The organism is Nocardia sp. NPDC006630, assembly GCF_040611495.1.
GTDB lineage: Bacteria > Actinomycetota > Actinomycetes > Mycobacteriales > Mycobacteriaceae > Nocardia.
In genome coordinates, this window is sequence record NZ_JBEXOK010000007.1 from 13,984 (window position 1) to 38,582 (window position 24,599).

Annotated in this window: 22 protein-coding genes and 1 pseudogene; 18 read left to right on the forward strand and 5 right to left on the reverse strand. The window is 66.3% G+C overall.

Annotated features, from left to right (window positions below):
* Positions 1 to 65: 65 nt before the first annotated feature.
* The 8 genes and pseudogenes from ABZX86_RS21280 to der all read left to right on the forward strand — a co-directional run bounded on the left by ABZX86_RS21280 (position 66) and on the right by der (position 8,504).
* A complete protein-coding gene (locus tag ABZX86_RS21280; protein ID WP_355125916.1) occupies positions 66 to 710 on the forward strand; it encodes an NUDIX hydrolase in 645 nt (214 codons plus the stop codon).
* Positions 711 to 797: 87 nt separating this feature from the next.
* Positions 798 to 1,718 carry a site-specific tyrosine recombinase XerD gene (gene xerD, locus ABZX86_RS21285; protein ID WP_355125918.1) on the forward strand — a complete coding sequence of 307 codons (921 nt, stop codon included), beginning with the start codon at positions 798 to 800 and terminating at the stop codon, positions 1,716 to 1,718.
* 193 nt (positions 1,719 to 1,911) lie between these two features.
* The gene (locus ABZX86_RS21290) at positions 1,912 to 2,805 is read left to right on the forward strand and encodes a ParA family protein (RefSeq protein ID WP_327146627.1); all 894 of its coding nucleotides are present in this window, start codon (positions 1,912 to 1,914) and stop codon (positions 2,803 to 2,805) included.
* 53 nt (positions 2,806 to 2,858) lie between these two features.
* Entirely contained in the window at positions 2,859 to 3,836 is a 978-nt protein-coding gene (locus ABZX86_RS21295; RefSeq protein WP_355125920.1) for a segregation/condensation protein A, read from the forward strand.
* Between the two features lie 173 nt (positions 3,837 to 4,009).
* Positions 4,010 to 4,666: an SMC-Scp complex subunit ScpB gene (gene scpB, locus ABZX86_RS21300; protein WP_355126830.1), complete on the forward strand. Its 657-nt coding sequence runs from the start codon at positions 4,010 to 4,012 to the stop codon at positions 4,664 to 4,666.
* A gap of 873 nt (positions 4,667 to 5,539) precedes the next feature.
* Positions 5,540 to 6,358 (forward strand): annotated as a pseudogene (locus ABZX86_RS21305) (pseudouridine synthase); the annotation flags it as partial.
* 65 nt (positions 6,359 to 6,423) lie between these two features.
* Positions 6,424 to 7,092, forward strand: a complete 669-nt coding sequence (cmk, locus tag ABZX86_RS21310) for a (d)CMP kinase (RefSeq protein ID WP_355126832.1) — start codon at positions 6,424 to 6,426, stop codon at positions 7,090 to 7,092.
* Positions 7,089 to 8,504 (forward strand): ribosome biogenesis GTPase Der, encoded by a 1,416-nt coding sequence (der, locus tag ABZX86_RS21315; RefSeq protein WP_355125922.1) that lies wholly within the window; start codon positions 7,089 to 7,091, stop codon positions 8,502 to 8,504. The genes cmk and der overlap by 4 nt, the downstream gene beginning before the upstream one ends.
* 222 nt (positions 8,505 to 8,726) lie before the next feature.
* On the opposite strand, the gene ABZX86_RS21320 is transcribed toward der, so the two are convergent.
* A complete protein-coding gene (locus ABZX86_RS21320; protein WP_355125924.1) occupies positions 8,727 to 9,470 on the reverse strand; it encodes a TetR/AcrR family transcriptional regulator in 744 nt (247 codons plus the stop codon).
* A 104-nt stretch (positions 9,471 to 9,574) separates the two neighbouring features.
* Here ABZX86_RS21320 and ABZX86_RS21325 point away from each other — a divergent pair, with 104 nt between their 5' ends.
* From ABZX86_RS21325 to ABZX86_RS21355, 7 genes are all read left to right on the forward strand, one after another.
* Positions 9,575 to 10,528, forward strand: coding sequence for an ATP-binding cassette domain-containing protein (locus ABZX86_RS21325; RefSeq protein WP_355125926.1), 954 nt, complete (start codon positions 9,575 to 9,577; stop codon positions 10,526 to 10,528).
* A gap of 35 nt (positions 10,529 to 10,563) precedes the next feature.
* Positions 10,564 to 11,292, forward strand: coding sequence for an ABC transporter permease (locus ABZX86_RS21330; protein ID WP_355126834.1), 729 nt, complete (start codon positions 10,564 to 10,566; stop codon positions 11,290 to 11,292).
* Positions 11,293 to 11,798: 506 nt separating this feature from the next.
* Positions 11,799 to 12,647 carry a lysophospholipid acyltransferase family protein gene (locus ABZX86_RS21335; RefSeq protein WP_355125928.1) on the forward strand — a complete coding sequence of 283 codons (849 nt, stop codon included), beginning with the start codon at positions 11,799 to 11,801 and terminating at the stop codon, positions 12,645 to 12,647.
* Positions 12,648 to 12,870: 223 nt separating this feature from the next.
* The gene (locus ABZX86_RS21340) at positions 12,871 to 13,440 is read left to right on the forward strand and encodes a hypothetical protein (protein ID WP_355125930.1); all 570 of its coding nucleotides are present in this window, start codon (positions 12,871 to 12,873) and stop codon (positions 13,438 to 13,440) included.
* Positions 13,437 to 14,510, forward strand: coding sequence for a PrsW family intramembrane metalloprotease (locus ABZX86_RS21345; protein ID WP_355125932.1), 1,074 nt, complete (start codon positions 13,437 to 13,439; stop codon positions 14,508 to 14,510). Before ABZX86_RS21340 ends, ABZX86_RS21345 begins: the two co-directional genes overlap by 4 nt.
* An 88-nt stretch (positions 14,511 to 14,598) precedes the next feature.
* Entirely contained in the window at positions 14,599 to 15,465 is an 867-nt protein-coding gene (locus ABZX86_RS21350) for a hypothetical protein (RefSeq protein WP_355125934.1), read from the forward strand.
* A 395-nt stretch (positions 15,466 to 15,860) separates the two neighbouring features.
* The gene (locus ABZX86_RS21355; protein ID WP_355125936.1) at positions 15,861 to 18,362 is read left to right on the forward strand and encodes an AAA family ATPase; all 2,502 of its coding nucleotides are present in this window, start codon (positions 15,861 to 15,863) and stop codon (positions 18,360 to 18,362) included.
* Here ABZX86_RS21355 and ABZX86_RS21360 read toward each other — a convergent pair.
* Positions 18,293 to 18,604, reverse strand: coding sequence for a hypothetical protein (locus ABZX86_RS21360; protein WP_355125938.1), 312 nt, complete (start codon positions 18,602 to 18,604; stop codon positions 18,293 to 18,295). The two genes, ABZX86_RS21355 and ABZX86_RS21360, sit on opposite strands and share 70 nt — an antisense overlap.
* A gap of 235 nt (positions 18,605 to 18,839) precedes the next feature.
* On the opposite strand from ABZX86_RS21360, the gene ABZX86_RS21365 reads away from it, so the two are divergent.
* The gene (locus tag ABZX86_RS21365; RefSeq protein ID WP_355126836.1) at positions 18,840 to 19,748 is read left to right on the forward strand and encodes a LysR family transcriptional regulator; all 909 of its coding nucleotides are present in this window, start codon (positions 18,840 to 18,842) and stop codon (positions 19,746 to 19,748) included.
* A 97-nt stretch (positions 19,749 to 19,845) separates the two neighbouring features.
* On the opposite strand, the gene ABZX86_RS21370 is transcribed toward ABZX86_RS21365, so the two are convergent.
* Positions 19,846 to 20,493: a hypothetical protein gene (locus ABZX86_RS21370; RefSeq protein WP_355125940.1), complete on the reverse strand. Its 648-nt coding sequence runs from the start codon at positions 20,491 to 20,493 to the stop codon at positions 19,846 to 19,848.
* 36 nt (positions 20,494 to 20,529) lie between these two features.
* Between ABZX86_RS21370 and ABZX86_RS21375 the strand changes: the two genes are divergently transcribed.
* Positions 20,530 to 21,165 (forward strand): hypothetical protein, encoded by a 636-nt coding sequence (locus tag ABZX86_RS21375; RefSeq protein WP_355125942.1) that lies wholly within the window; start codon positions 20,530 to 20,532, stop codon positions 21,163 to 21,165.
* A gap of 4 nt (positions 21,166 to 21,169) precedes the next feature.
* On the opposite strand, the gene ABZX86_RS21380 is transcribed toward ABZX86_RS21375, so the two are convergent.
* Positions 21,170 to 21,901 (reverse strand): TetR/AcrR family transcriptional regulator, encoded by a 732-nt coding sequence (locus ABZX86_RS21380; protein WP_355125944.1) that lies wholly within the window; start codon positions 21,899 to 21,901, stop codon positions 21,170 to 21,172.
* 89 nt (positions 21,902 to 21,990) lie between these two features.
* Here ABZX86_RS21380 and ABZX86_RS21385 point away from each other — a divergent pair, with 89 nt between their 5' ends.
* On the forward strand, positions 21,991 to 22,854 hold the full coding sequence (locus tag ABZX86_RS21385; RefSeq protein ID WP_355125946.1) for an SDR family oxidoreductase: 864 nt from the start codon (positions 21,991 to 21,993) through the stop codon (positions 22,852 to 22,854).
* 292 nt (positions 22,855 to 23,146) lie between these two features.
* Here the strand turns inward: ABZX86_RS21385 and ABZX86_RS21390 are convergent, their stop codons facing one another.
* Positions 23,147 to 24,100 (reverse strand): EamA family transporter, encoded by a 954-nt coding sequence (locus ABZX86_RS21390; protein WP_355126838.1) that lies wholly within the window; start codon positions 24,098 to 24,100, stop codon positions 23,147 to 23,149.
* Positions 24,101 to 24,599 lie beyond the last annotated feature (499 nt).

Below are 24,599 nucleotides of genomic sequence, written 5' to 3' on the forward strand. Positions count from 1 at the left end.
TTCGGGAGACCTGCACTGCCGGGCCGTCGGCATTGCGGCGGCCGGTCGCCGGATAGGGTTGCTGCATGGCTGAATCCGCGCCCGGAACGCATGAATTCGACACCGTCTCGAGTCGCACCGTGTATTCGGGTGCGATCCTGGCCCTGCGGCTGGATCAGGTGGTCATGCCCGGCGGCAAGGTCGCCGAGCGCGAAGTGATCGAACACCATGCCGCCGTTGCCGTCGCGGCGGTGGACGAGGACGACAATCTGGTGCTCATCAACCAGTACCGGCATCCGATCGGGCGGCGACTACTGGAGCTGCCCGCCGGATTGCTCGACAAACTGGGGGAGGACCCCCTCGAAGCCGCCAAGCGCGAACTGGCCGAGGAGACCGGGCTGGCCGCACGCGAATGGTCGGTGCTGGTCGATATCGCACTGTCCCCGGGCTTCACCGATGAGGCGCTGCGCATCTACCTGGCCTCCGGAATCTACGAAACCGAGCAGCCCGAACCGGAATTGGAAGAGGCCGACCTGCAGGTGCTGCGGGTGCCGCTGGCCGAAGCGATGCGGGCCGCACTCGCCGGTGAGATCACCAATGCGACAGCCGTCGCAGGTGTGACAGCGCTGATCGCCGCGCGTGCGAGTGGTGCCGAGCTGCGCCCGGCAGACGCGCCCTGGCCGGGCATGCCCACCGCCTTCCTGGAACGCAAAGCGGCCCAGCGCGACTGATCTCGTCATCCCGAGGGCCCGGGCAAATCGGACGCGCGGGATTCGCGGTAGCGGTTGCCTGTCGGTGACTGCTGCCATGATGTGCACGTGCTGAGCCGCCAGATCGACGTCTACCTGGATCATTTGACGGTGGAGCGCGGGTCGGCACGGAATACGCTCAGCGCCTACCGTCGTGATCTGAGCCGCTATCGCGGCTTCCTGGACGGCCGGGGGATCGATACCCTGGCACGGGTTTCCGAGACCGATATCTCCGATTTCATGGTGTCCCTGCGCGCCGGCGACGCCGAGCATCCGGCGCTGGCGGCCAGTTCCGCCTCGCGGGCCCTGGTCGCGGTGCGTGGCCTGCACAAATTCTCCGCGGCCGAGGGGGTGACCGATGCCGATGTCGCCCATCCGGTGAAGCCGCCCAGTCCCGCCCGTCGATTACCCAAAGCGCTCCCGTACGACCAGATTTCACGATTGCTCGACGCGGCGGGCGGGGATGCCGCCGACGGCCCGCGCGGTCTGCGTGATCGCGCGCTGCTGGAATTGCTCTATTCCACCGGTGCGCGCATCTCCGAGATCATCGGCCTGGACGTCGACGATATCGATGCCGCCGATCGTGCTGTGGTGTTGCGCGGCAAGGGTGGTAAGCAGCGCATGGTGCCCATCGGCCGTCCCGCGCTCGCCGCTGTCGACACCTATCTGGTGCGCGGCCGTCCCGCACTTTCGGTGCGCGGCAAGGGAAACAGCGCCCTGTTCCTCAATCATCGCGGCGGCCGGCTCTCGCGTCAGTCCGCCTGGCAGGTGCTGCACACCGCCGCCGAGCGGGCCGGTATCGCGGCGCACGTTTCCCCTCATACGCTGCGACATTCGTTCGCCACGCATCTGCTGGACGGTGGCGCGGATGTACGTGTGGTGCAGGAGTTACTCGGTCATGCCTCGGTAACCACCACGCAGATCTACACTCTGGTGACCGTCGGCACGTTGCACGAGGTATGGGCGACAGCCCATCCGCGGGCCCGCTAGCCAGCCTGAAGTGCAGGTTTAGGGTGCGTGTCCGAACGTGGGTCTGGTACTGGCAGACGGTAGCGTCTATCAGTGAACCGGCCGCACACGCGGCCGGGCGCGCCGTCCACCGGCACATTCGGTCGGGCGGAGCAAGGGCAGGAACGTCGAAGGAGTAGCGGACGTGACGAAAGCCGGTGGTGCGGGCCAGCGGATCGAGACCGCCGCGCAAACCCTGTGGGAGGCGCCCGATGTGGACGCCGGCGCGGAACTCGGTCCCACTGGGCGACCGCTGCGCGATATCCCCGATCCGAACCCGGTCGATCACACCGGCGACGCTCTGATCGTGGCCATGTGCAATCAGAAGGGCGGCGTCGGCAAGACCACCTCGACCATCAATCTCGGTGCGGCACTGGCCGAACACGGGCGCAAGGTGCTGCTGGTGGATCTCGATCCGCAGGGCGCGCTGTCCGCGGGACTCGGTGTGGCGCATCATGATCTCGATATGACCGTGCACAACCTGCTGGTCGGGCCGGGCAAGGTCAGTGTCGATCAGGTGCTGATGAACACCAAGGTCGAGGGTATGGACCTGCTGCCCAGCAATATCGACCTGTCGGCGGCGGAGATTCAGCTCGTCAACGAGGTCGGCCGCGAGCACACGCTCGGCCGTGCGCTGGCGCCGCTGCGCAATCGCTACGACTACATCCTCATCGACTGCCAGCCGTCGCTGGGTCTGCTCACGGTGAACGCGCTCGCGTGCGCGGACGGTGTGATCATTCCCATGGAGTGCGAATACTTTTCGCTACGTGGGCTAGCGCTGCTCAATGACACCGTGGAGAAGGTCCGGGACCGGTTGAATCCGGCGCTCACCCTGTACGGCATCGTGGTCACCATGTTCGATGCCCGCCTGCTGCATTCGCGTCAGGTCATGACGCGTGTGGTCGAAGTGTTCGGTGATCTGGTGTACGACACGGTGATTTCGCGGACCGTGCGATTCCCGGATGCCAGTGTCGCGGGTGAGCCCATTACCACCTGGGCGCCGAAATCCGGTGGTGCGGAGGCGTATCGGGCTATGGCGCGGGAAGTCATTCACCGGTCGGGCCGTTGAACGATTCGCCCGACCGCACGACCGCGCACTCTCCGGCGGACGTGGATACTCCTTTGCCCGATGCACCCGTGGATATGCCCGAGGCACTCGTGGATTCGCCCGAGACGCCTGCGGGGGATGGCGGCATCGTCGCCGATATCGTGGCGATCGAGGAAATCGTCGCCGCGCCTATCGCTGAAATCCCTGCGGATACCGGCAATTCAGACAAAAAGGTCGGCTTTCATCTGCAGCTGACCAACTTTCAGGGACCCTTCGATCTGCTGTTGCAGCTCATCAGTTCCCGGCGGCTGGATGTCACCGAGGTGGCGCTGCACAAGGTGACCGATGAATTCATCGCCTACACCAAGGCTTTGACCGCGAGCATGTCCGAGGAGACGGGCCTGCGCGCGGACAAGATCCTCGACCAGACCACCGAATTCCTGGTTGTCGCCGCGACCCTGCTGGATCTGAAAACCGCGCGATTGCTGCCGTCCGGTGAGGTCACCGACGAGGAAGATCTGGAATTGCTCTCCGCGCGCGACCTGCTTTTCGCGCGGCTGCTGCAGTATCGCGCGTTCAAGCAGGTGGCGGAGCTGCTGGGCGAGCTCGAGGCGGCTGCGCTGCAACGGTATCCGCGCGCGGTGTCGCTCGAGGAGCGCTACCTGGCGCTGCTGCCGGACGTTACGCTGGGAGTGGATGCCGCGGGATTCGCGGAGGTCGCCGCGGCGGCGTTCACCCCGCGCCCGATCCCCACGGTGGGCCTGGATCACCTGCACAATCACGCCATTTCGGTCGCCGAACAGGCGGCGCTGGTGCTGGAGATGCTGAAGAGCCGTGGTGTCGGCGGCTGGACCACCTTCGGGGAGATCTGCGCCGACTGCGAGGTGGCGGTGCAGATCGTCGCCCGCTTCCTGGCGTTGCTCGAGCTCTATCGCGGCAAAACGATCGAGTTCGACCAGCCCGATCCGCTGGGCCCGCTCCGCGTGAGCTGGCTCGGCGAGCTCGCCGACCAACCGGCGGAGCCGGTAACCATCGAGGAGGACTACGGGTGACCGAGGCAGAGCAGTTCGAGCCGGGCGGGGTCGTGTCCGATATCGCGCCCAGCGTGGGCGAGGCGGCCGACCTCGGCGCGACGGCCGAGTCGCTCGAAGCGGAGTTCGGCACGGGTGCGGTGGACGCCGAGCCCGGCCCGGTGGCCGGAGAATTCGGGCAGACGCGGCTGGATATCGGGGATGTGGTCGAGGACTTCGATCCGGGTGCGCTGGACGAGGAGGAGTTCCGGTCGGCGCTCGAGGCGATGCTGCTGGTGGTCGACGCGCCCGCGCCGGTCGACCTGCTCGCAAATGCGGTGAACGACACACCTGTGCGGGTCGAGCGGGCATTGCGCGAGATGTCGGCCGAATTGAGCGCCCGCCGCAGTGGCATGGATCTCAGATTTGTGGGTGACGGGTGGCGTTATTACACGCGGACGGAGTTCGCACCCTACGTGGAACGTATGCTGTTGGACGGCGCACGCACAAAACTCACTCGCGCTGCTTTGGAAACCCTGGCGGTGATCGCCTATCGTCAACCGGTTACCCGGGCCCGAGTGAGTGCGGTGCGCGGAGTGAATATCGACGGCGTGATCAGGACCCTGCTGGCGCGGGGACTGCTCACGGAGGCCGGAACGGACGCGGAGACGAACGGCACCCTGTACGTCACCACCGAGCTGTTCTTGGAACGGATCGGGCTCGCGTCACTGTCGGATCTGCCGGCGTTGGCGCCGCTGCTCCCGGGCGTCGACCTGATCGATGAGATCAACGAGAGCCTGGACACCGACCCCCGGTACACCAGGCTGAAAAAACCGGCCGAGGCGGATATCAACCTCGGCACCGAAGACTGAAATTAGGACAACGTGAATACTCCCGCTCGCCGAGATGGCACACCGGAACGTAGTAAACGTGGATTCGAATCGCCCCGGGGCGATTCGCAGGCCGCCCGAGGCCGGACCGACAGGTCCGCGCAATCACGGGGTGGCGATTCATATGGAAGTGGCAATTCGCGCGGTGGCAGCTCCGCCCCGCGCACCGGATCACGCGGAGACTCGCAGTCGTGGGGTGGCGGCTCGTCTCGCGGAGGATCCTCGGACAGCTCGCGCGGGGGTTCCCGCGGCGGCTCCGGATCGTATGAGGGCTCGCGCGGCGGCTCCGGTTCGTACGAATCGCGTGGCGGCTCGGGTTACCAGGGCTCACGGGGCGGTTCGTCCGATTCCCGTGGCGGCTCGGGCTACCAGGGCTCGCGCGGTGGTTCCTCCGATTCCCGTGGTGGCTCCGGTTACCAGGGCTCTCGCGGTGGATCATCTGACTCGCGTGGTGGTTCGGGTTACCAGGGTTCGCGTGGTGGTTCGTCCGATTCGCGCGGTAGCTCGGGTTACCAAGGCTCGCGCGGAGATTCGCGTTCCTTCGGTGGCGGCGACTCCCGTGGCGGCTCCGGCTACCAGGGTTCGCGTAGTGGTTCGTCCGATTCCCGTGGTGGCTCGGGTTACCAAGGCTCGCGCGGAGATTCGCGTGGTGGCTCCGGTTCGTACGACTCGCGCGGTGGTTCGTCTGACTCGCGTGGCGGCTCCGGTTACCAGGGCTCGCGTGGTGGTTCGTCCGATTCGCGTGGTGCTTCGGCTCCCCGTGGTGCGGCGCCTCGCGGCGGACGCCCGATGGCTCCGAGCACCTCTCCCGCGCCCAAGAAGGCCAAGGTTCATCGGCCTTCGCCCGCGGTCGCGGTGATGCTCAGCAATGCCAAGCCCGCCAAGCATCAGAATGTCGACCCGGCGGAGACCGCGGGTCCGAAGAAGCTGCCGTGGGGCGAGGGTGAGCGTCTGCAGAAGGTGCTGGCCAAGGCCGGTGTCGCTTCGCGGCGCGTGGCCGAGGACATGATCGATGCGGGTCGCATCGAGGTCGACGGCAAGATCGTGAAAGAGCAGGGTCTGCGGATCGATCCGGAGAACGCGATCGTTCGTGTTGACGGTGTGCGTGTTGTCGTGCGCGATGAGCAGGTCTACCTCGCGCTGAACAAGCCCAAGGGCTGGCAGTCCACCATGTCCGACGAGATGGGCCGCCCGTGTGTCGGCGATATCGTCTCCGAGCGGATCGCGGCCGGCCAGCGGCTCTTCCATGTCGGCCGGCTCGACGCCGATACAGAGGGTCTGCTGCTGCTCACCAATGACGGCGATCTGGCGCACCGCCTGATGCATCCGTCCTTCGAGGTCTCCAAGACTTACCTCGCCACGGTCAACGGCGAGATCAACAACCGCAATGTCGCCAAGGTGCTGCGGGACGGCGTCGAACTCGACGACGGTCCGGCCAAGGTCGACAAGTTCCAGGTGCTCGAGGTCGGCCAGGGCAAGTCGCTGGTCAAGCTCGTGCTGCATGAGGGTCGCAAGCACATTGTGCGTCGCCTGCTGGCCGAGGTCGGCTATCCGGTGACCGCGCTGGTGCGCACCCATGTCGGTCCGGTCGCCCTGGGCGATCAGCGGCCGGGTGCCTTGCGTGTTCTGGGCCGTGACGAAATCGGGAAGCTCTACGAGGCGGTGTCGTTGTGAACGGTGTGGGAAGTGTGAAAGATCGGCTTGCCGGGCTCACCGGTTCCTCATCGCTGGTCGTCGCCATGGATGGTCCGTCCGGTACCGGCAAGTCGAGTGTCTCGCGGAAGCTGGCCGCCCGGCTGGACGCCGCCTACCTCGACACCGGCGCCATGTACCGGGTGGCGACGCTGCGCGTGCTGCGCAGCGGCGTCGATCTGGACGATGCCGGGGCCATTGTGGCGGCCGTCAAGGAATTGCCGCTGACCATCGGCACCGATCCGAGCCGTGAGCTGATCCTGCTCGACGGTGAGGATGTGTCGGAGGAGATTCGCGGCAATGCGGTGACCAAGGCCGTGTCCGCGGTGTCGGCCGTGTCCGAGGTGCGCGATCAGTTGGTCGCGCTGCAGCGCGGTATCGCGACGACCGCGGGCCGGATCGTGGTCGAGGGCCGCGATATCGGCACCGTGGTGCTGACCGACGCCGATGTGAAGATCTATCTGACCGCGTCCGCCGAGGCGCGGGCCGAGCGCCGCAATGTGCAGAACATTGCCGAGGGCCGCGGCGACGATTTCCAGGCGGTGCTCGCCGATGTGCAGCGCCGCGACAACCTCGACTCCACCCGCAAGGTGTCGCCGCTGCGTCCCGCCGAGGACGCGATTCTGGTCGACACCAGCGAGCTGAACAAGGACGAGGTTATTGACGAGCTGTATCGCGTTGTGCGGCAGCAGATTTCGGCAGGAGGCGCGCAGTGACGCAGGACACCTTCGCCGGTGACGGCATTTGGTCGGATGAAGCCGATTGGGAGATTGCCGAACTCGAGGGCGAGCAGGCGGCGGAAAACCTGCCCATGCCGACGCTGGCCATTGTCGGCCGGCCGAACGTGGGCAAATCGACTCTGGTGAACCGCATTCTGGGCCGCCGTGAAGCGGTGGTCGAGGATGTCCCCGGTGTGACCCGGGACCGTATTTCGTACGAGGCCAACTGGGCCGGACGGCGTTTCCTGGTGCAGGACACCGGCGGCTGGGAGCCCGACGCCAAGGGTCTGCAGCAGGCCGTGGCCCGGCAGGCCGAGGTCGCCATGCAGACCGCTGATGCCATCGTGCTGGTCGTGGATGCCACCGTAGGCGCCACCGCGACCGATGAAGCGGTGGCGAAGGTGCTGCGGCGCAGTAAGACTCCGGTCATCCTGGTCGCCAACAAGGTCGACAACGGCAAGGTCGAATCGGATGCGGCCATGCTGTGGTCGCTCGGTTTGGGCGAGCCCAAGATGGTTTCGGCGACCCACGGTCGCGGTACCGGTGATCTGCTCGACGAAATTCTCATCCAGCTGCCCGAAACTCCCCGTGAGGGAACAGGTCTGGTCGGCGGCCCGCGTCGTGTCGCACTGGTCGGAAAGCCGAACGTCGGCAAATCCAGTCTGATCAACAAGCTTTCGGGCGTGGAGCGGTCGGTCGTGCACGATGTGGCCGGCACCACCGTCGACCCGGTCGACTCGCTGGTCCAATTGGGCGGCAAGCCTTGGCGTTTCGTCGACACCGCCGGTCTGCGGCGCAAGGTCGGCAATGCCAGCGGCACCGAGTTCTATGCCTCGCTGCGTACCAAGTCGGCCATCGAGGCCGCCGAGGTCGCGGTCATCCTCATCGATGCCTCGCAGCCGATCACCGAGCAGGATCTGCGTGTCATCACCATGATCTCGGAGACCGGCCGGGCCCTGGTGATCGCCTACAACAAGTGGGATCTGGTCGACGAGGATCGTCGCGAGCAGCTGGAACGCGAAATCGATCGGGAAATGGTGCAGGTCCGCTGGGCACAGCGGGTGAACATCTCGGCCAGCACCGGCCGCGCCGTGCAAAAGCTCGTTCCCGCAATGGAAACCGCCCTGGATTCCTGGGACAAGCGCATCTCCACCGGCCGCCTGAACAACTGGCTCAAGGAAGTAGTGGCCGCCACCCCGCCCCCCATGCGCGGCGGCCGCCTCCCCCGAGTCATGTTCGCCACCCAGGCCTCCACACGTCCCCCGACGTTCGTCCTCTTCACCACGGGCTTCCTCGAGGCCGGCTACCGCCGATTCATCGAGCGCAAACTCCGCGAAGAGTTCAACTTCGACGGTTCGCCGGTCCAGGTGAACGTCCGCGTCCGCGAAAAGCGCGACCGCAAGAAGTAACCGCTCCACCGAAAGGCCCCCGGCATTGCGCCGGGGGCCTTTCGCATGTTCGATGACCTGTTCACCGGATCTGAGAGTTTGTCCGGCGCCGCCGAACGGAACAGCACGTCTCTGAGTCGAACAACCCTTACATCGGTTGTCCCGTTTGGAGACGTGCTGTGTGGTGCGAATGCTGTTGTGGCAGATACGGGTCGGGGTATGTGCGACCTCGTGCGAGGGGGGTCAGTTGGTGGGTGTCGAGGTGAATTTGGTGATGAAGTGTTCGTAGCCGTCCAGGAGGCGGTCCAGGGAGAAGCGGAAATCGGCTTCTTCCCAGTGCATGTCGTCATCGTCGAAGGCTCGGTGGGAGAGGGCGCTGGTGATGGCGGGGTAGCGGGCGGGGTCGAGGACCTGGGCGAGGATGGCGGCGTAGTCGGTGTCGTCTTCGGATCGTTGGACGGTGTCCTTGAGGAAGCGGGCGCGGCCGATGACGTACAGCGAAAGGTTCGTCACCATTTGCAATTTGACGGGCTCGGGGAGGGGGGCGTCGGCCATTGCGGTGAGGCCGGCTTCGAGCCAGTCCATATTCTTCGGGCCCAGCGGGGGAGCGCTGATCGGGATGTCGAGCCACCAGGGGTGGACGCGGATGGCACGGAACTCGCCCCAGGCCCAGGCTTCGAGCCCGGCGCGCCAGCCGGCATCGGCCGGTAGCGCGGGGGGTGCGCCGACGAGGCGGTCGAGCAGGAGCTCGACGAGGGTCTCCTTGCTGTCCACGTAGCGGTAGAGGGACATGGTGGTGAAGCCGAGTTGTTTGGCGACGCGGCTCATCGAGAGTGCGGCGTAGCCCTCGGCATCGGCAACGGCGATCGCGGCCTCGAGGATCTCGTCCAGGCTCATACCGCGTTTCGGGCCGCGGCTGCCGGGATCGTCGAGGTCCCACAGCAGTCTGACCAATTTGGGCAGGGCCTGCTCCTCGGGCGTCTCCATGCGACCTCCTGTCTTCGTTGTCTCCACACATCTTGCGTCATCCAAGAAACTGTGTAGCCTATAAACAGAGTGTACGACATAAACAGTTTCTGATCGGGGACCCCATGACATCCACCAGCCTCCGGCCCGCCATCGAAGTGTCCGGGCTGACCAAATCCTTCGGGCAGCACCCGGTGCTGCGCGGTATCGATCTGAAAGTCCCTGCCGGAACAGTCTTTTCGCTGCTCGGGCCGAACGGCGCGGGTAAGACCACCATGGTCCGGATTCTCGCCACCCTGGGCAGGCCCGACAGCGGCGAGATCCGGGTCGGCGGCCACGATCCGGTGCGCGAGCCCGATGCGGTGCGCGCGATCATCGGGGTGACGGGGCAGTCGTCCGCGGTCGATCCGATCCTGACGGGGGAGGAGAATCTGCGACTCGTGGGCCGGCTGCTGCATCTCGGGGCGGCCGAAACCGCAAAGCGCACAACACGATTGCTCAAGCAGTTCGATCTGGTCGAGGCCGCGCGCAAGCGCACCGGCTCCTACTCCGGCGGTATGGTGCGCCGGCTCGATCTGGCCATGAGCCTGATGGGCGAGCCGACCATCGTCTTCCTCGACGAGCCGACCACCGGGCTCGATCCGCGCAGCCGCCGCGAGCTGTGGTCGGTCATCCGCGGTCTGGTCAGCGACGGTGTGACCATTCTGCTCACCACCCAGTACCTGGAGGAGGCCGACCAGCTCGCGGACCGCATCGCGGTGCTCGACGACGGCCGGATCGTGGCCGAGGGCACCGCCGATGAATTGAAGCGGCTCGCTCCCGGCGGTCACATCCGCCTGAGCTTCGCCGACGAGCAGGGTCTGGCGGCGGCCGCGCGAGCGGTTCCCGCCGCAGAGATCGATGCCGAACAGCTGGTGCTGGCGGTGCCCTCGGATGGCAGTGTCGGTGATATCCGCAGGCTGCTAGATCGTTTCGACGATCATGATCTCACCATCGGCCAATTGGCCATTCACACACCGGATCTCGACGATGTCTTCTTCGCGCTGACCGGCAATTCCTCGAAAGGCGCACAGCTGTGAGCACTTTGGTTCGCGCGGCCCAGGATTCGACCACCATGGTCGGCCGCAATCTCCGGCATACGCTCCGCAGTCCGGACACCATGATCATGACTTTCTTGATCCCGCTGATGATCCTGCTGATGTTCGTCTACGTCTTCGGTGGCGCGATCAATGTCAGCGGCGCGTATATCGACTATGTGGTGCCCGGAATCATCCTGCTGTGCGCGGGTTTCGGCTCCGCGTCCACCGCGGTCGGCGTCTCCACCGATATGCACAATGGCATTGTCGATCGGTTCCGCACCATGGCGGTCTCGCGCTCCTCGATGCTCACCGGGCACGTGATCGAAAGCGTACTGCGCAATCTGATCACCACCGGCCTGGTGATCGTGGTCGCGGTAGCCCTGGGCTTCCGGCCCACCGGCGACCCGATGCGCTGGCTCGGCGTGCTCGGAGTGCTCGCGCTGTACATTCTGGCGCTGTCCTGGCTGGCGGCCGCACTGGGCTTGCTCGCGCCGAATCCGGAGGCGGCCAATGGATTCACCTTCAGCTTCATGTTCCTGCCTTACGTCAGTAGCGCTTTCGTGCCGGTGCACACCCTGCCGACCTGGCTGCGCGGTTTCGCCGAACATCAGCCCGTCACCTCCGTCACCGAAACCGTCCGCGGCCTGCTCATGGGCACACCGATCGGTGACAATGCCCTGACAGCCGTAATCTGGTGCGCCGGAATCGGTCTGGTGGGTTACCTGGCGGCCGGCGCGCTCTACCGCCGCCGCGGCATGAACTGAATCGAGGAACGCGACCGCATCCATCGGAGGGGTCCGGGACATCCGGACCCCTCCGATATTCGTCTACACGGATATGCGCATCTAACGATGAGTTGCGGGCCCGTCAACCCGGGGGAGCTCCTTACGTCAGGTGCTTGTGCGCCCAGTTGCATTGCAACACAAGATCATCGCCACGACGCAATGAGTCAGAGCGAATGTGCATCTTAGGGTCGAGGTACCCACCTTCGCTGGAATCACGCCGGGGATGTTGGGTTTCGCACACTTCCTAACAAGCAATTGCTTGGGTTGATAACCTCGAAAGGGCAGGAGGACGGTGACGGGCACAGGTCGCAACGTTGCGACGCACACGCACTGCCAAACTGGATCGCTCTACGCGACCGTCGGGACTATCAATGGGGATGTGGGCCGGGGGCAATTGAATTCGGCTCGACGTCGCTCGATCAGCGTCAGTGTGTGTAGTCGCGTGCCGCCCGTCTCCGGCAAGGCAATACGACAGGAACACACCCATGAGAAATACGACGGTACTTCCCGACCCGAACCACCCGCTGCTTCCGGTGGCCCGGGCCTACACCAGTTACTTCACGCCGAAGGTGACCGGCATCGAGAATCTGCCGGCATCCGGACCGGCGCTCGTGATCGGCAATCACTCGTCGATCTACTGGGCGCCCGAGGTGTGGATCACCTTCATGGCCGCCCTGGACCGCCGGCCGAATGAGCCCACCTACGGTGTGGCGCATGAAATCCTTTTGCGCGCACCGGGTCTCGGTGACACGCTGCGCACGTTCGGTGTGATTCCGGCTTCACAGGAGGCGGCCACGAACGGGCTCAAGGACGGCGGCGCGGTCATGGTCTATCCGGGCGGGGACTGGGAGGCGTGCCGCCCCTGGACCGATCGCGGCAAGGTGGATTTCGCCGGCCGCAAGGGCTTCATTCGGCTGGCGCTCAAAATGGGCGTGCCGGTGATCCCGGCGGTCGCCAACGGCGGCCACGATTCGATCTTCGTACTGAGTCGCGGTGAGCGCACCGCCAAACTGCTCGGGCTGGACAAACTGGTGCGCGCCAAGGTGTTTCCGTACACCGTCGGCCTGCCCTTCGGAGTGGCGCCGATTCTGCCGCAGATCCCGCTGCCCTCGCATGTGGACGTGAGCTTCCTGCCCGCGCTGGATTGGTCGACGCAGCCGGGTGATCCGGAGGATACGGATCTGGTCGAGGGCTGCTACGAGGAGACCCTCTCGACCATGCAGACCGAACTCGACCGGCTCCGGGCCGCGACACCCAATCCGGTGCTGACCGGAGTGAAGAACCATGTGGCAGGCCTGCCGGGCCCGCTGTCCGGGCTGGCGAATCTGTTCTAGCCACAGCACGCAACTGTTCTGGCAACAGCACGGTACGCGGTGCGAATTCGGCTCTCGGAGAACTGCTCCGGGAGCCGAATCCATGGTGGGCACCGGCGTGCATCCCCGGTCGTTGCGCCGGCATGTGGTTAACTCGCGACAATCGTAAGTGCCCGGCCACCGATCCCATTCGGGCGCGTGCCGCTGTGGTCGGCGTACCGCACGGACCGGGAGGCTGGAACTGATGGTGCGTCTTGTTCATTCGGTGCTGCCCGCGCTGGCGACCGTCGGTGCGCTGGCCGCGATCGCGGTGGTGCCCGCGGTACTGAACGCCGTGGTGCCGACCCGGGAAACCGATGTCGCCGCCGGCACCCACATCACGCTGACCGCCACCGGATTCGGCTCGCTGGACGCGAACGCGGATCCGAACAATGCCGTCACCTTCGCGGTCCCACAGGCCATGCGCCGCATTGCCACCGGCGACGAGTCCAGGGCGCTGTTCCGCTCCGAGGATGGTGAGACGCGCCTCGGCCTCTCTGCGGTCTACGGCATCACCGACTTCGATATCGCGGGCCCGCGGATGCTGCTGCCGATCCGCGCGAGTGATCCGAAGGCGCATTTCGACGGCGGCACCGTCGATGCGGGTTCCTTTCACGGACTGCTGTGTGTGCTGCCCAAGGTGACGGGCGGGGTGTGCGCGGTGGCCAACAGCGGTGGTGTCGGAGTGACGATCACCGTCAGCGGTTCGACCCCCGAAGCGGGTCGCGCGCTCATCCAGGCCGTCCTCGAATCGAGCCGGGCGGTGCAGTCATGAGGTGGTTCCAGCCGCGCTCGGCCCTGTTCTGGGTGTACTGCTGTGCGGTGGTTCTCGGGCCGGTGTGGTTCGTGCTCCAGGCGGCGGGCCTGTTCTGGTTCGGCGGCACACCGGCATTGGCGGCATTGCCGATCACCGCGCTGACGCTGTTCGTTTTCGGGGCGATCCTGTTCGCGCTGGACCCGTTTCGGGCTCGCCGCAGACTGGTCGCGCCGATTGTCATGGGATTCCTCTGGGGTGTCACCGTCTGGCCCGGCATGGCGCTGTGGGCCAATGACAATGTGACCACGGTGATCGCGAATCTGGCGGGGGACCGGTTCGCGATCAGCTGGCAGTCCGCCATCGCCGCGCCCATCGACGAGGAGTTCATCAAGGTCATCGGTATCGCGGTGGTCGCGGTGCTGTTCCGTCCGCTGCTGAGTCGTCCGATACACGGTCTGCTGATCGGCGGCTTCGTGGGTCTGGGCGCGCAGATCGCCGAGGATGTGCTCTACAGCGCGCAGACCGCGCTGGCCGCACCGCAGGAGCCGGTGGCCGATGTCCTCATCGTGGCGGTGCTGCGGCTGCTCACCGCCTTGACCTCGCACTGGGCGATGTCGGCGCTCGCCGGTGTCGGCGTGGTGCTGCTGCTCATCCGGACCGATCGTTCCTGGGGCTGGCGGGTGGGCGTTTTCGCGCTCTTCTACGGCCTGGCCGTCGCCATGCACGCCATCTTCGACGCGCCGCGGTCGCACGGTCCCGCCCTGGTGGTGCTGGCGCTGCCGGTCGTGGTCGATCTCATCATTTTCGGCCTGGCCTACCGCTGGGTGCTGGGCACCGAACGGAAATGGCTGCGCACCACCATTTCTCAGCCGATCGCCCGCACCCTGGGCGCGGAACCTCAGCTGGCGCAGCTGCTTACCCGCCGCAGTCGGCGGAAAGCTCGTGCCGGTCTTCGGTATTCGATGCGGATGACTCGTCCGCAGGCTCGTCGGTTCGAGCGCGATCTGATCGATCGGGTCACGGCGCTGTCGGATTATCGGCCGCCCGCGAATCCGGTCTGGAACTATCAGCAAACCCCGCCGCGCTGACGTCGCGAGGGCCGCTACCACCCGGTGTGGAAAATCACGAGCGTGCCGGTTGCCTGCTAGTAGTGCACTGAACGCTAGCTTGGTTGCTATGAGTGACGGCAATTCGCTACCCGATCCGCCGGGGTCCGATCATGCGCAGGAGCTACTGGACAGACGTCAGCAAGCCCTGTGCAACTACCTGGCGGCCAGTGGTGATGTCGCGGCCAGCCGCATTCGCGCCAATCTCGGCGGGTGGCGGCGCTGGTTGCACCGGTTACCGGGTGCGCCGATCGCCAATGCGTCGGGTCGCCGCGATGTGCTGCTGCGCGAGCTGGCCCAGCACGGGGTGGGTGCGGACGATCGCCGCTGGGGCGTGCTGTCCGGCGGCTATCTGCGCAGCCGTGATGCCGTGGTCGGCCTGGAATCCACCCTCGCCGAGCTCACCGCCGAGTACGAGCCGACCGCACCGCACTGGGTCCGGCAACTGCGGGTGATCACCGACAACAGCGCGGATGCGCGTCCCCTGGCCGCGCTCGGCGACCGGATCGCCGTCTCGGATCTCACCGAGCAGCTGCTCGCCGTGACCCGCGCCGCCCCCGATGACGGCGCGAGAACACGACTGGCCGACCATCTGCCCGGCGTACTGCGCCCCCTGCCGTCGGATATCGAAACCCTGCGCCGCAGTGACCATCTCGTCGACGTGGTGTTCGACGTCTACGCCGACACCATCAAACTCGACAACATCACGGTCAATCCCGAACTGCGCGGCACCGGCCTGGGCACCGCGACGCTACAGCACCTGTGCCGCGCCGCCGACGCCCATCACCTGTACATCGTCGGCCAGCTGGTCCCCACCTACCGTGATGACGATTCGGCCGTTCCCCGGCTCGCGGCCTGGTGCCGGCAGCACGGGTTTGTCGTCAATGAGCGCCTGGGCGGCCGCATTTCGCGCACTCCCGCCAGCGTGTCCTCGTAACCGCTCTCAGCGCGCCTCGATGCCTTGCCGAGGACAACGCTCCCGATGGTCGGCACCGGAATGGCCGCCGCCCTGTGATTCCCGATTATTTCGCTCTTGCCCGAAACATGGCCTCGGCGTGTGTAAGCGGCATCACCCATTTCGGGTGACCCGGGCGTGCAGTATTTGACGGACATGGACACACCAAGATCAAACGGATTCACTGTCATAGCACTCCCATCCGGTAAATTCGCCCATGCAGCTGCGTTGGCGAAGTATCGGCTCTCGGTGCAGGAGGCACGGTGACAATTCCGTTGGTTCGGCCGTCTGGCGTTCCGATTCCGGCTTTTCCAACGATTTCCCGGCCGACTCTGGAGAAACGTCTCGATAGTGCTGTGGATACGGCCAATACGAGTGTGCTGTTGATTTGCGCGCCCGCCGGTAGCGGCAAGTCCGTACTGCTGGCGGACTGGCTCGAGCACCGCGACGGCGGCCAGTATCCCCGCACCGGAGTCGCCTGGTGCACGGTCACCGATGAGATGAACGAGGGCACCGCCTTCTGGGCCGCGCTGCGCCGCGCGCTCGGCGTCACTCTCACCGACGCGCCCCGCCGCATGATGCCCGCCACGCAGATCTCCGATGCTGTCGCACTGGGCGCGGCGCTGGCCAGTCATGCCGCCCCGACGGTGCTGGTGATCGACGATGCGCATCTGCTCACCGATGCGCAGGTGCTCGCGGGACTCGAACACTTCCTGCAGAATTCGCCGCTGACCGTGACCACGATCATTTCCGGCCGGGTCGCGCCGCCGCTGCGCTGGCATTCGCTCGATCTGCGCGGCGGCCTGACCCGGCTCGGCTTCGGCGATCTCACCCTGACCACCGGCCAGATCGCCGAGCTGTGCGGGCAGCACGGCTGCCGTCTCACCGATGCCGAACTCGCGATCGTGCAGGAGCTGACCGAGGGCTGGCCCGCGCTGGTCCGGATCGTCGCCAGTCAGCTCGCCGACCATCCGGACGAGCAGGGCGCCGCGCTCACCGCGCTGGCCCGCGCACCGCATGCCGTATCCGATTATCTGGCCGATGAATTCATCACCGATCTTCCGGTGCATCTGCGAATGTTCCTGACCTACACCAGCATTCTCGACACCTTCACCGAATCGCTGGCCGACGCACTGGTCGGCGACGGCGCCGAGCATGCGATGCACGAGCTCGGGCGTCTGGAATTCCCGCTCACCAGCATGCTGAGCGACGGCGAGCAGTGGTTCGAATATCACCCGATCCTGCGCTGCCACTTTCGCGCCGAGGCGTATCGGCTGGGCCGGGAGAACCGCTCGGAGCTGCATATTCGGGCCGCCGACTGGTTCCGGGACATGGGCATGCGGTCGCAGGCGCTGCATCAGCTGCTCGAGGTGCCCGATCGCGGCGCGCTGACCGAGTTCCTGTCGGACGCGGGTATGGCCATGGTGCTCGACGGTGACGGCGCCGACCTTTTCGGACAGCTGCAGCGCTCCCAGCCCGCGCTCGCGGACGATCCGTTCCTGTGGCTGCTGCGGGTGGTGACCGCGCTGGCCGACGGCGATACCGCCGATGCGCCGGCCTATCTCGCGGTCGCCCGGGCCCGCGGTGAGCAGTGCGAATCCTTCGTGCCCGCCTCCTGGCTCGATTCGCTCACCTTGGCGATCACCGCCGATATCGCGGTATCGGGTGGTATCGGCCTGGGCGACTTCGCGATTCCCGAATCGATTCCCTCCACCGGCCAGGCGGATATCGACTGCTATGCGGCCATTCAGACCGCGACCGCGCTGGTCGCTCGCGGTGAGGTGGAGCGCGGCGAGCAGTTGCTGAAATCCGGTCTGGCCCTTGCCGAGCATGCCGGGCGACCGCGCCTGGCCATTCACGCGGTGACCCGGCTGGCCCTGGCAGCCGGTGTGGTCGGCGCGGTCACCAGCATGCGGGAGCGGGCCGAACGCAGTCTCGCCATTGCCACCGCGCACGACGTACCGCTGAGCGCCGACACCACGCAGGCCATGACGTTGGCAGCGCTGGGCGCGTATCTGCATGGCGAGGAACCGAATCCGGACTACATCGCCGCCGCGCTGGCCGGTCACGCCCGCCGGGACGGTTCGATCGGCCCGGTCGGCGGCTGCCATGCGCAGGTGGTCGGGCTGCTGCTGCAGTTCGAGCGCGCCGCCGACAAGGGCGCCGCGGCCGAGGCCGTGCGGCACGGTCTGCTCGAACTGCTGGTCAAACATCCGGCGCCGGTGACCAGCAGCGGCCTGATCCCGCACGCGGTTTGGGTGATGCTGCGGGTACACGAGCCGCACGGCGCGCTGCTATTGGTCGAGCGGGCGCGCGCCGCCATCGGCGACACCCCGGAGATCACGGTGGCCCGGGCCGCCCTGGCGCAGGCCGCCGGTCGGCCGATCACCGCACGGGCGCTGCTGGATCCGCTGCTCGCGACCGCGGACAGCCTGCACCCCGTCACCGCGATTACCGGATGGTTGCTGAATGCCCTGTCGCAGCAGGATTCGAGTACGCCGGCAAAGGTGCACAGCAGTATCGAGAAAGCGCTGCGAACCGCCGCGCCGGAGCGAATTCTGCGCCCCTTCTTCGATATTCCGCACGCCGTCGATCTGCTCGATACGTATGCGGGCCGATTCGGCAACTACGACGCCTTCGCCGAGCTGATTCGCCGGCACCCCAATTCCCGGCAGCGGGCCTCGAATCCGCCGCTCACCGATACCGAGATGGTGGTGTTGGAGCAGCTGCCGTCCGGTCGCACCGCACCGCAGATCGCCGCCGACCCGGGGGTGTCCATCAATACCGTGAAAACTCATCTGCACGGTATCTATTCGACGTTGGACGCCAATTCGCGACTGGGCGCGATGGATCGCGCCCGGCATGCGGGATGGCTCTGATCCAGGCGCTTCCGGCCGGTGGTTCGGTGGATGATCCGGTGGTGTGCTGCCAATAGGCGGGGCACCACCAGGTACACCGCGCTGGGAACGACGACCGCGGTGAGCACGAGTGCCCGCAGCACCGGCGGCCAGGTCGTACTGAACGGCGCCATGAGCGTCATGCCCACGGCGACCATCGGGAAGATGGCCAGCCAGGTGATCATGGCTCGAACGTGCACCGACGGGGTGGGTCCAACAGTCATTTCGACTCCGTTCGAAGTGTTGATTGCGCACGGGCGCAGGTCTTCTCATGGTGGTGGGTCGGCACCCGTCCCGACTTCCACCGACGTCCGGACGCCGGGGAGAGGGGGCGGGTTGCCGCCCTGGGCCCGCATCGATCATCGGCGACGCGCGGTCCGCGGGTCAATCCTCGGGTTGGCTTGGCATTCCCCAAGATCGGGCTTGGGAGGGGCGGGCTCTACGGTGGCAGATGTGCGCATGACCTTCGATGATCTGCGGGTGTTCGTGGCCGTCTGCCAGGCGGGCAGCCTCAGCGCGGTCGCGCGCGAGCTGTCCTGCTCCCAATCCGCGGTGAGTCAGCATGTGAAGCGGCTCGAACAGGCCACCGGCGTAAGGCTTTTGGAACGGGGACTGCACGGCGTGACGCCCACGCCGGAGGGGCTGGTGCTGCAAGCGGCGGCCAGCGACGGGATCGCCGGACTGGATTCGGCCCTGCGGCAGCTCGGCGAATCCGCCCGCGGTGAGGCCGGATCGGTGCGGGTCACCACGGGTGCGACGACGATCCGGCACTTCATGTCGGATGCGATCATCGATTTCCGGCAGCGCTTTCCGCGGGCGACACTGGATTTCCGCACGATCATCTCCAGCCGCAGCTGTTTCGATTGGCTCACCGAGGGCACGGTCGATCTGGCCTGGGTGACGATTCACGGATCGGTGCACGGCATCGAACAGCGGCCCGTCATGGAGCTGCCCTGGGTGCTGGCCGTTCGCAAGGACGATCCGCTCGCCGGCCGATGTTCGATCCTGCCCGCCGATCTCGCCGATATCCGCCACATCCGGCTGCCCGACAATTCCGCGTCCCGCATCCACCTCGATGCCGCGCTGACTCGGCTGGGCGTCCGGCTCACCTCGGAAACCGGTGTCACCGACTGGAATACCGCAGTGCTGCTCGCCGAACTCGGTGTCGGGCATGCCGTGGTGCCCGATCTCCCGTATGCCGCCGGAGCATCGACGACCCCGCTGCGCTTTCTGCCGCTGCCGTACATCCCGCCGCTGCCGGTCGGGTGGGCGGTCCGGCGCTGGGAAGCGCTCACTCCGTTGGCGCGCGCCTTCGCCGATATGGTCGATCACCAGTGCCGGACCTATCAGCGCGACCGCGCCCGGTGAGGCGGTTCGGTCCAGGACGGTGGGAACCAGTGCGACCGCACGGTACCGATCGGCAGTGCCCGCTGATCCGGCTCAGTCCGCGCTGATCGCCGGGTACTCAGCAGAAGGTGATGACGGTGCGGTTCTCTATGGAGACGCGGGCTGCCTCGAAGAGGAGTAGCCACGTCTCCTTCTCGCGGTACAGCGGGCTGTCGTCGTCGAATTCTTCACATAGTCGGTCGATTTCGGTTTGAGACAACTCGCCGTCGATGAGTGTGATGCCGAGATATGGTGCGACATAGACGAGTTCACGCAGCAGTGCATTGCTCGATCCGACCATGCCACCGGGTAGACCCGAATCGTCTTCAGGGAAGAGAACTTCCGTGAAATCGACCGGTACGTAATAGCCTTCGCAGTCCGAGTGGCAGAGCAGATGCGACTCGAACATGTAGGTGAGCTGATCGACCGCCGGATCGTCGGCGGGATTCTCGTCGGCGGCGACCGGTGTCAGCGCCTCATCGGGCTTCTCGTGCGCCCGCGCGTACGCGCGCCGCAGATAGTGCACGAAGCTGTAGGGAACACCGCCCAGCCGACTCCGCATGCTCGCGGCCCCACGCACCTCCGACTCGGTGTGTGCCGGAAGTCCTTCCCCGGCAAGCAGATCATTGATCGCAGCGAACTGTTCGCGCAGATATTCGAGGTGCTCGGGGTCGTCACCGTCCTTCAGCGCATCAGCGAGTACGTGCGTTGCCACAGCCAGCCCCATGCGCACGAGGCTAGCGCGCCCGGGTGGGTGCCGCCAATGCTCGATATCGAAGCCGTGCTGCGTGATTGGGTCATGCGCCGCCGCCCGGGTAACCCCGTGGATAATGCACTGGTGAGCAGCGCGCGACGGATCTCGGTGGTGGGCACCTCCGGTTCGGGAAAGAGTTCACTGGCGCGGCGAATTTCGCTGCGGCTCGGAATTCCGCATATCGAATTGGATGCCATTTTCCATCAGGCCGGTTGGACACAGCTGCCCGACAAGGAATTCCGGGCCGCGGTCACCGAGTTGATCGCGCAGCCCGCCTGGGTGGCGGACGGCAACTATCGCAGCAAGGTCGGCGACCTGGTCTGGGCCCGTGCGGACATCGTGATCTGGTTCGATCTGCCGCGCCCACTGGTGATGGCGCAGATCGTCAAGCGGACTCTGGGCCGTGCGTTGGCCAGGCGCGAACTGTGGAACGGGAATCGGGAACGCTGGACCAATTTGTTCTCGCTCGATCCGGAGCAGTCGGTGATCGTGTGGGCGTGGACAACTCACGCCAAGAATCGCGCGCAGTATCTGACGGCGCAGGTTGATCCGGCGTATGGGCACATCGAATTCGTCCGAGTGCGCTCCCATCGGGAAGCGGCCGCGTTTGTGGCCGGACTCGACGTGCACCGCAAACCGGCTTGACCGCTCAGGCCGGTCGGCCGCTCTGCTGCGAGGCGGTGGCACGGTCGAGCCACTCCGACATCAGCGCGCGCTCGGTCGCGGTGAGCATCGGCAGTTCCGGCACCACAGTGCGGAAGGCGACCGCCGCCGCTGCCGGGCTGTCCTCGGCGAGTGCGGGCGCATCGGTGAGGATCGACCGCATCACCGCGTCGAACATGGCGTCCGCGAGATCGGGATCCCGATCCTGCTCCGGCATGGACAGCAGTGTGAGAACCGTGCCCGTGCCCGCGGCGCGAATCAGCTCCACCGCGCGGCGCTCGGGCACTCGAAGCCGGCCGATCGCCGCCACCCGATGCACCCGTGCGCGCAGCACCGCCACACCCGCGGTATTGGCCGCGGACGTTCCGGCATTGCGGGCCGGATCATTGATCAGCCCGAACAGCGCCGCATTGGCCAGCCCGAAGCCGATATGCGTGTCCCAGCCCGCGCGCAGCGCCACGACCGGGTCGCTGTCGTCCTCGGCGAGCTTCTTTCCGGCGATATAGGCGGCGAAGACATGCTCGGTGACGGCATCGAGCAGCCCGTCCTTATCGCCGAACAGCCGATAGATCGTCGGCGCCTGCACACCGGCCGCCTGGGCGACGGCGCGTGTGGTGACAGCGGCCGCACCGTGCTCGCTGATGAGCTGCGCCGCGACCTCCACGAGCTGTGCGCGCGTCTCGTCCCTGCTGCTACCGGCTGTTTTGGCGTCCGACATATAACAACGATAACGCATCGTCGTTATCACCGATTTATCAGTGATAACGTAAAGATGGTTCCAGTGATAACAGTTGAAGGAAGCGGATTATGATCATCGTTACCGGTGCCACGGGCACCCTCGGCTCACAGATCGTCGAGCAGTTGCTCGCGCGGATTCCGGCGGACCGCGTCGGTGTCAGCGTTCGCGATACCGCCCGCGCCGCGGACCTCGCCGCACGTGGTGTGCGCGTGCGGCAGGGCGACTTCGCCGACCCGGATTCCCTTGCGTCGGCATTCGAGGGCGCGACGCAGGTGCTACTCGTCTCGTCCAATGAATCCGGCACTTCCGCCGTCGCTCAGCACACCGCGGCGATCGACGCCGCACGCGCCGCGGGCACCGAGCGCATCCTCTACACGAGTCACCAAGGCGCAGCGGCTGATTCGCTCTTCGCCCTCATGCCCGACCACGCCGCCACCGAGCGCTACCTGGCCGAAACCGGCACCCCCTACACGTCGCTCCGCAACGGTTTCTACGCCAGCACCGTCCCCCTGTTGCTGGGCCGCGCCCTCGAAACCGGCGAACTCGCCGCCCCCGCCGACGGACCGGTCTCCTGGACCGCCCACCGCGACCTCGCCGCGGCCACCGCCCGCATCCTCACCGAAGAACCCCGATTCGACGGCCCGACTCCACCACTGACCGCACCGAATGCCCTGGACCTCAAAGACATTGCCGAAATCCTCACCGACCTCACCGGCCGTCCCATCCGCCGGGTTGTGATGGGCGACGAGAAGTGGGTGGCCGGTTTGATCGAACACGGCGTTCCCGCACCGCAGGCGGCAATGTTGCTGGGCATGTTCCATGCCTCCCGAAACGGCGAATTCACCACCACCGGAGCAACTCTCAGCAGCCTCCTGGACCGCACCCCCACCCCGCTGCGCACGCTCCTCGCCGGACTCATCCCCTCGAACTGACCCGTACCTCCATGCCTGTCGCCAGTGTCTGCGCCTGGACCGCCCGTCCGGTCATAGCCAAACCGAATTTTATGAAACATCTGTCTTCCAGAAGTTTGCTGGGCTAGGTTCACGGCTACGCCGGACAATCGGCGGAGGAGATAGCGGAGGACATCGTGGAATTTCTTGGCTCTGTCGCCGGGCTCGCCCAAATGATCATCGGCACCATTCTCGCCAACACCGGATCAGGTGGTTCCGGCTCCGGCTGGTGAGCTCGGGCGGATCGGCTCGCTGCTCGCGAGCCGATCACCCACTACTGCCGCGTCGAGTTCGAAACGGCGGGAGCGGCCTCGGACATGTTCAGCTGCACCAGCATTGCGCCGATCAGCATGATCGCCACCCCGACGATCTGCATCGGCCCGAGTGACTGGCCGAGCAGTAGCCAGGCCAGCGCCGCGGCGACCAGCGGTTCCACCACGGCCAGTACGCTGGCCGGCGCCGAGGGGAGATCGCGCAGGGCACGCAGCCCGGCCAGGTAGGGCAGCACGGTGCCGGCCACCGCCAGTATCAGTAGCACCAGCCAGACCGGCGTTCGCAGATCACCCAGTACGGCCGGCGCGGAAAGCAGGGCTGCCGGCAGCGTCCAAGGCGGGGCGAAAACCGCCACCACCACTGCGCCGATGGCCAAGCCGGCAGCGGTCAGGCCGATCGGGTCGTGCCTGCTCGCACCGTGTTCGCCCAGCAGGAAGTACCCGGCCGAGCAGATCGCCGAGCCCAGACCGGCGGCAATGCCGAGCAGGTCCAACCGGGCGCCCTGCCAGATCTGTGCGACAAGGGCCAATCCGACCACGGCGAATCCGATGCCCAGCCACACCCTCCCGGGCAGCCGAGTGCGCCGCACCACCTGCACCCAGAGCGCTACCAACGCCGGCGCAAGATTGACCAGCACCATCGCCACCCCGACCGGAACCCGTGCCACCGCAACGAAGAACAGCAGTTGCACACCTGCGACGCCGAGAATCCCGTAGCCGAGCAGCAGCCACAGATCGGCACGGCGGAAGCGCAGCGCCCGCGGCCGCACCACCGCGACGAGCGGCACCAGCAGTCCAGCCGCCAACGCGATCCGCGCCGAAGTCACCGCCGCCGGAGGCCAGCCCGCCACCATCACCGCCTTGGCCAACGGCCCGGAACCGGCGAACAACACCCACGAGGTCAGACTCCACCCGATCGCCCGGCTTCGGATCGATATCCGCCCAGCCGTTTCCATCCTCGCCACCGTTGCAGTGTGACCACGTGATCATGGACCGCACCACCGGATTTCCCAACGGCTGGCAGGTCACCAACGTCCGTGAGGTTCGTGACCGCCCACGCCGCATGGCCCTCTCCGACAATTGAAACGACGCTCACCAGGAACTGAGGGCGGCAAACGTCGAGCAGGTCCCGCCACCAGTTCCTTGTCGGCGCTACTTTCACGTCACCGCCATTGGCGGGTACGCGGGATTTGGTTTTGCGTGACACCACGAGCCTCGTCGCTGGTTCGGCGCGGCGATGTGTAGTGCGAATCCACTGGTGCCGTGCGGTTCTCGGCCCGGTGGTGCTTCGGCCTGGCCTGGGTGTCCCCTGCCTCCAGGTCTTTGCCGAGCCTTGATGACACGGGCGCGCACCGGTCCGTCGTGGTGACCGCTCGTAGCGATTGCCGGGGGCTGATCTGCGGCTGGAATCCAAGGTCGCCTGATATTAGGGAATCGGCCGCGGGTCCCGCCGGC

Excerpts from the sequence above, each read along its gene's own strand:
- ABZX86_RS21360 (WP_355125938.1), bottom strand. The coding sequence starts at position 18,604 with ATGACTGTTGGACCCACCCCGTCGGTGCACGTTCGAGCCATGATCACC.
- ABZX86_RS21380 (WP_355125944.1), bottom strand. The coding sequence starts at position 21,901 with ATGTCGGACGCCAAAACAGCCGGTAGCAGCAGGGACGAGACGCGCGCA.
- ABZX86_RS21325 (WP_355125926.1), top strand. The coding sequence starts at position 9,575 with ATGACATCCACCAGCCTCCGGCCCGCCATCGAAGTGTCCGGGCTGACC.
- ABZX86_RS21375 (WP_355125942.1), top strand. The coding sequence starts at position 20,530 with ATGCTCGATATCGAAGCCGTGCTGCGTGATTGGGTCATGCGCCGCCGC.
- ABZX86_RS21365 (WP_355126836.1), top strand. The coding sequence starts at position 18,840 with ATGACCTTCGATGATCTGCGGGTGTTCGTGGCCGTCTGCCAGGCGGGC.
- ABZX86_RS21330 (WP_355126834.1), top strand. The coding sequence starts at position 10,564 with ATGGTCGGCCGCAATCTCCGGCATACGCTCCGCAGTCCGGACACCATG.
- ABZX86_RS21370 (WP_355125940.1), bottom strand. The coding sequence starts at position 20,493 with ATGGGGCTGGCTGTGGCAACGCACGTACTCGCTGATGCGCTGAAGGAC.
- cmk (WP_355126832.1), top strand. The coding sequence starts at position 6,424 with ATGGATGGTCCGTCCGGTACCGGCAAGTCGAGTGTCTCGCGGAAGCTG.
- ABZX86_RS21350 (WP_355125934.1), top strand. The coding sequence starts at position 14,599 with ATGAGTGACGGCAATTCGCTACCCGATCCGCCGGGGTCCGATCATGCG.
- ABZX86_RS21335 (WP_355125928.1), top strand. The coding sequence starts at position 11,799 with ATGAGAAATACGACGGTACTTCCCGACCCGAACCACCCGCTGCTTCCG.
- ABZX86_RS21345 (WP_355125932.1), top strand. The coding sequence starts at position 13,437 with ATGAGGTGGTTCCAGCCGCGCTCGGCCCTGTTCTGGGTGTACTGCTGT.
- ABZX86_RS21320 (WP_355125924.1), bottom strand. The coding sequence starts at position 9,470 with ATGGAGACGCCCGAGGAGCAGGCCCTGCCCAAATTGGTCAGACTGCTG.
- ABZX86_RS21340 (WP_355125930.1), top strand. The coding sequence starts at position 12,871 with ATGGTGCGTCTTGTTCATTCGGTGCTGCCCGCGCTGGCGACCGTCGGT.
- ABZX86_RS21280 (WP_355125916.1), top strand. The coding sequence starts at position 66 with ATGGCTGAATCCGCGCCCGGAACGCATGAATTCGACACCGTCTCGAGT.
- ABZX86_RS21390 (WP_355126838.1), bottom strand. The coding sequence starts at position 24,100 with ATGGAAACGGCTGGGCGGATATCGATCCGAAGCCGGGCGATCGGGTGG.
- ABZX86_RS21385 (WP_355125946.1), top strand. The coding sequence starts at position 21,991 with ATGATCATCGTTACCGGTGCCACGGGCACCCTCGGCTCACAGATCGTC.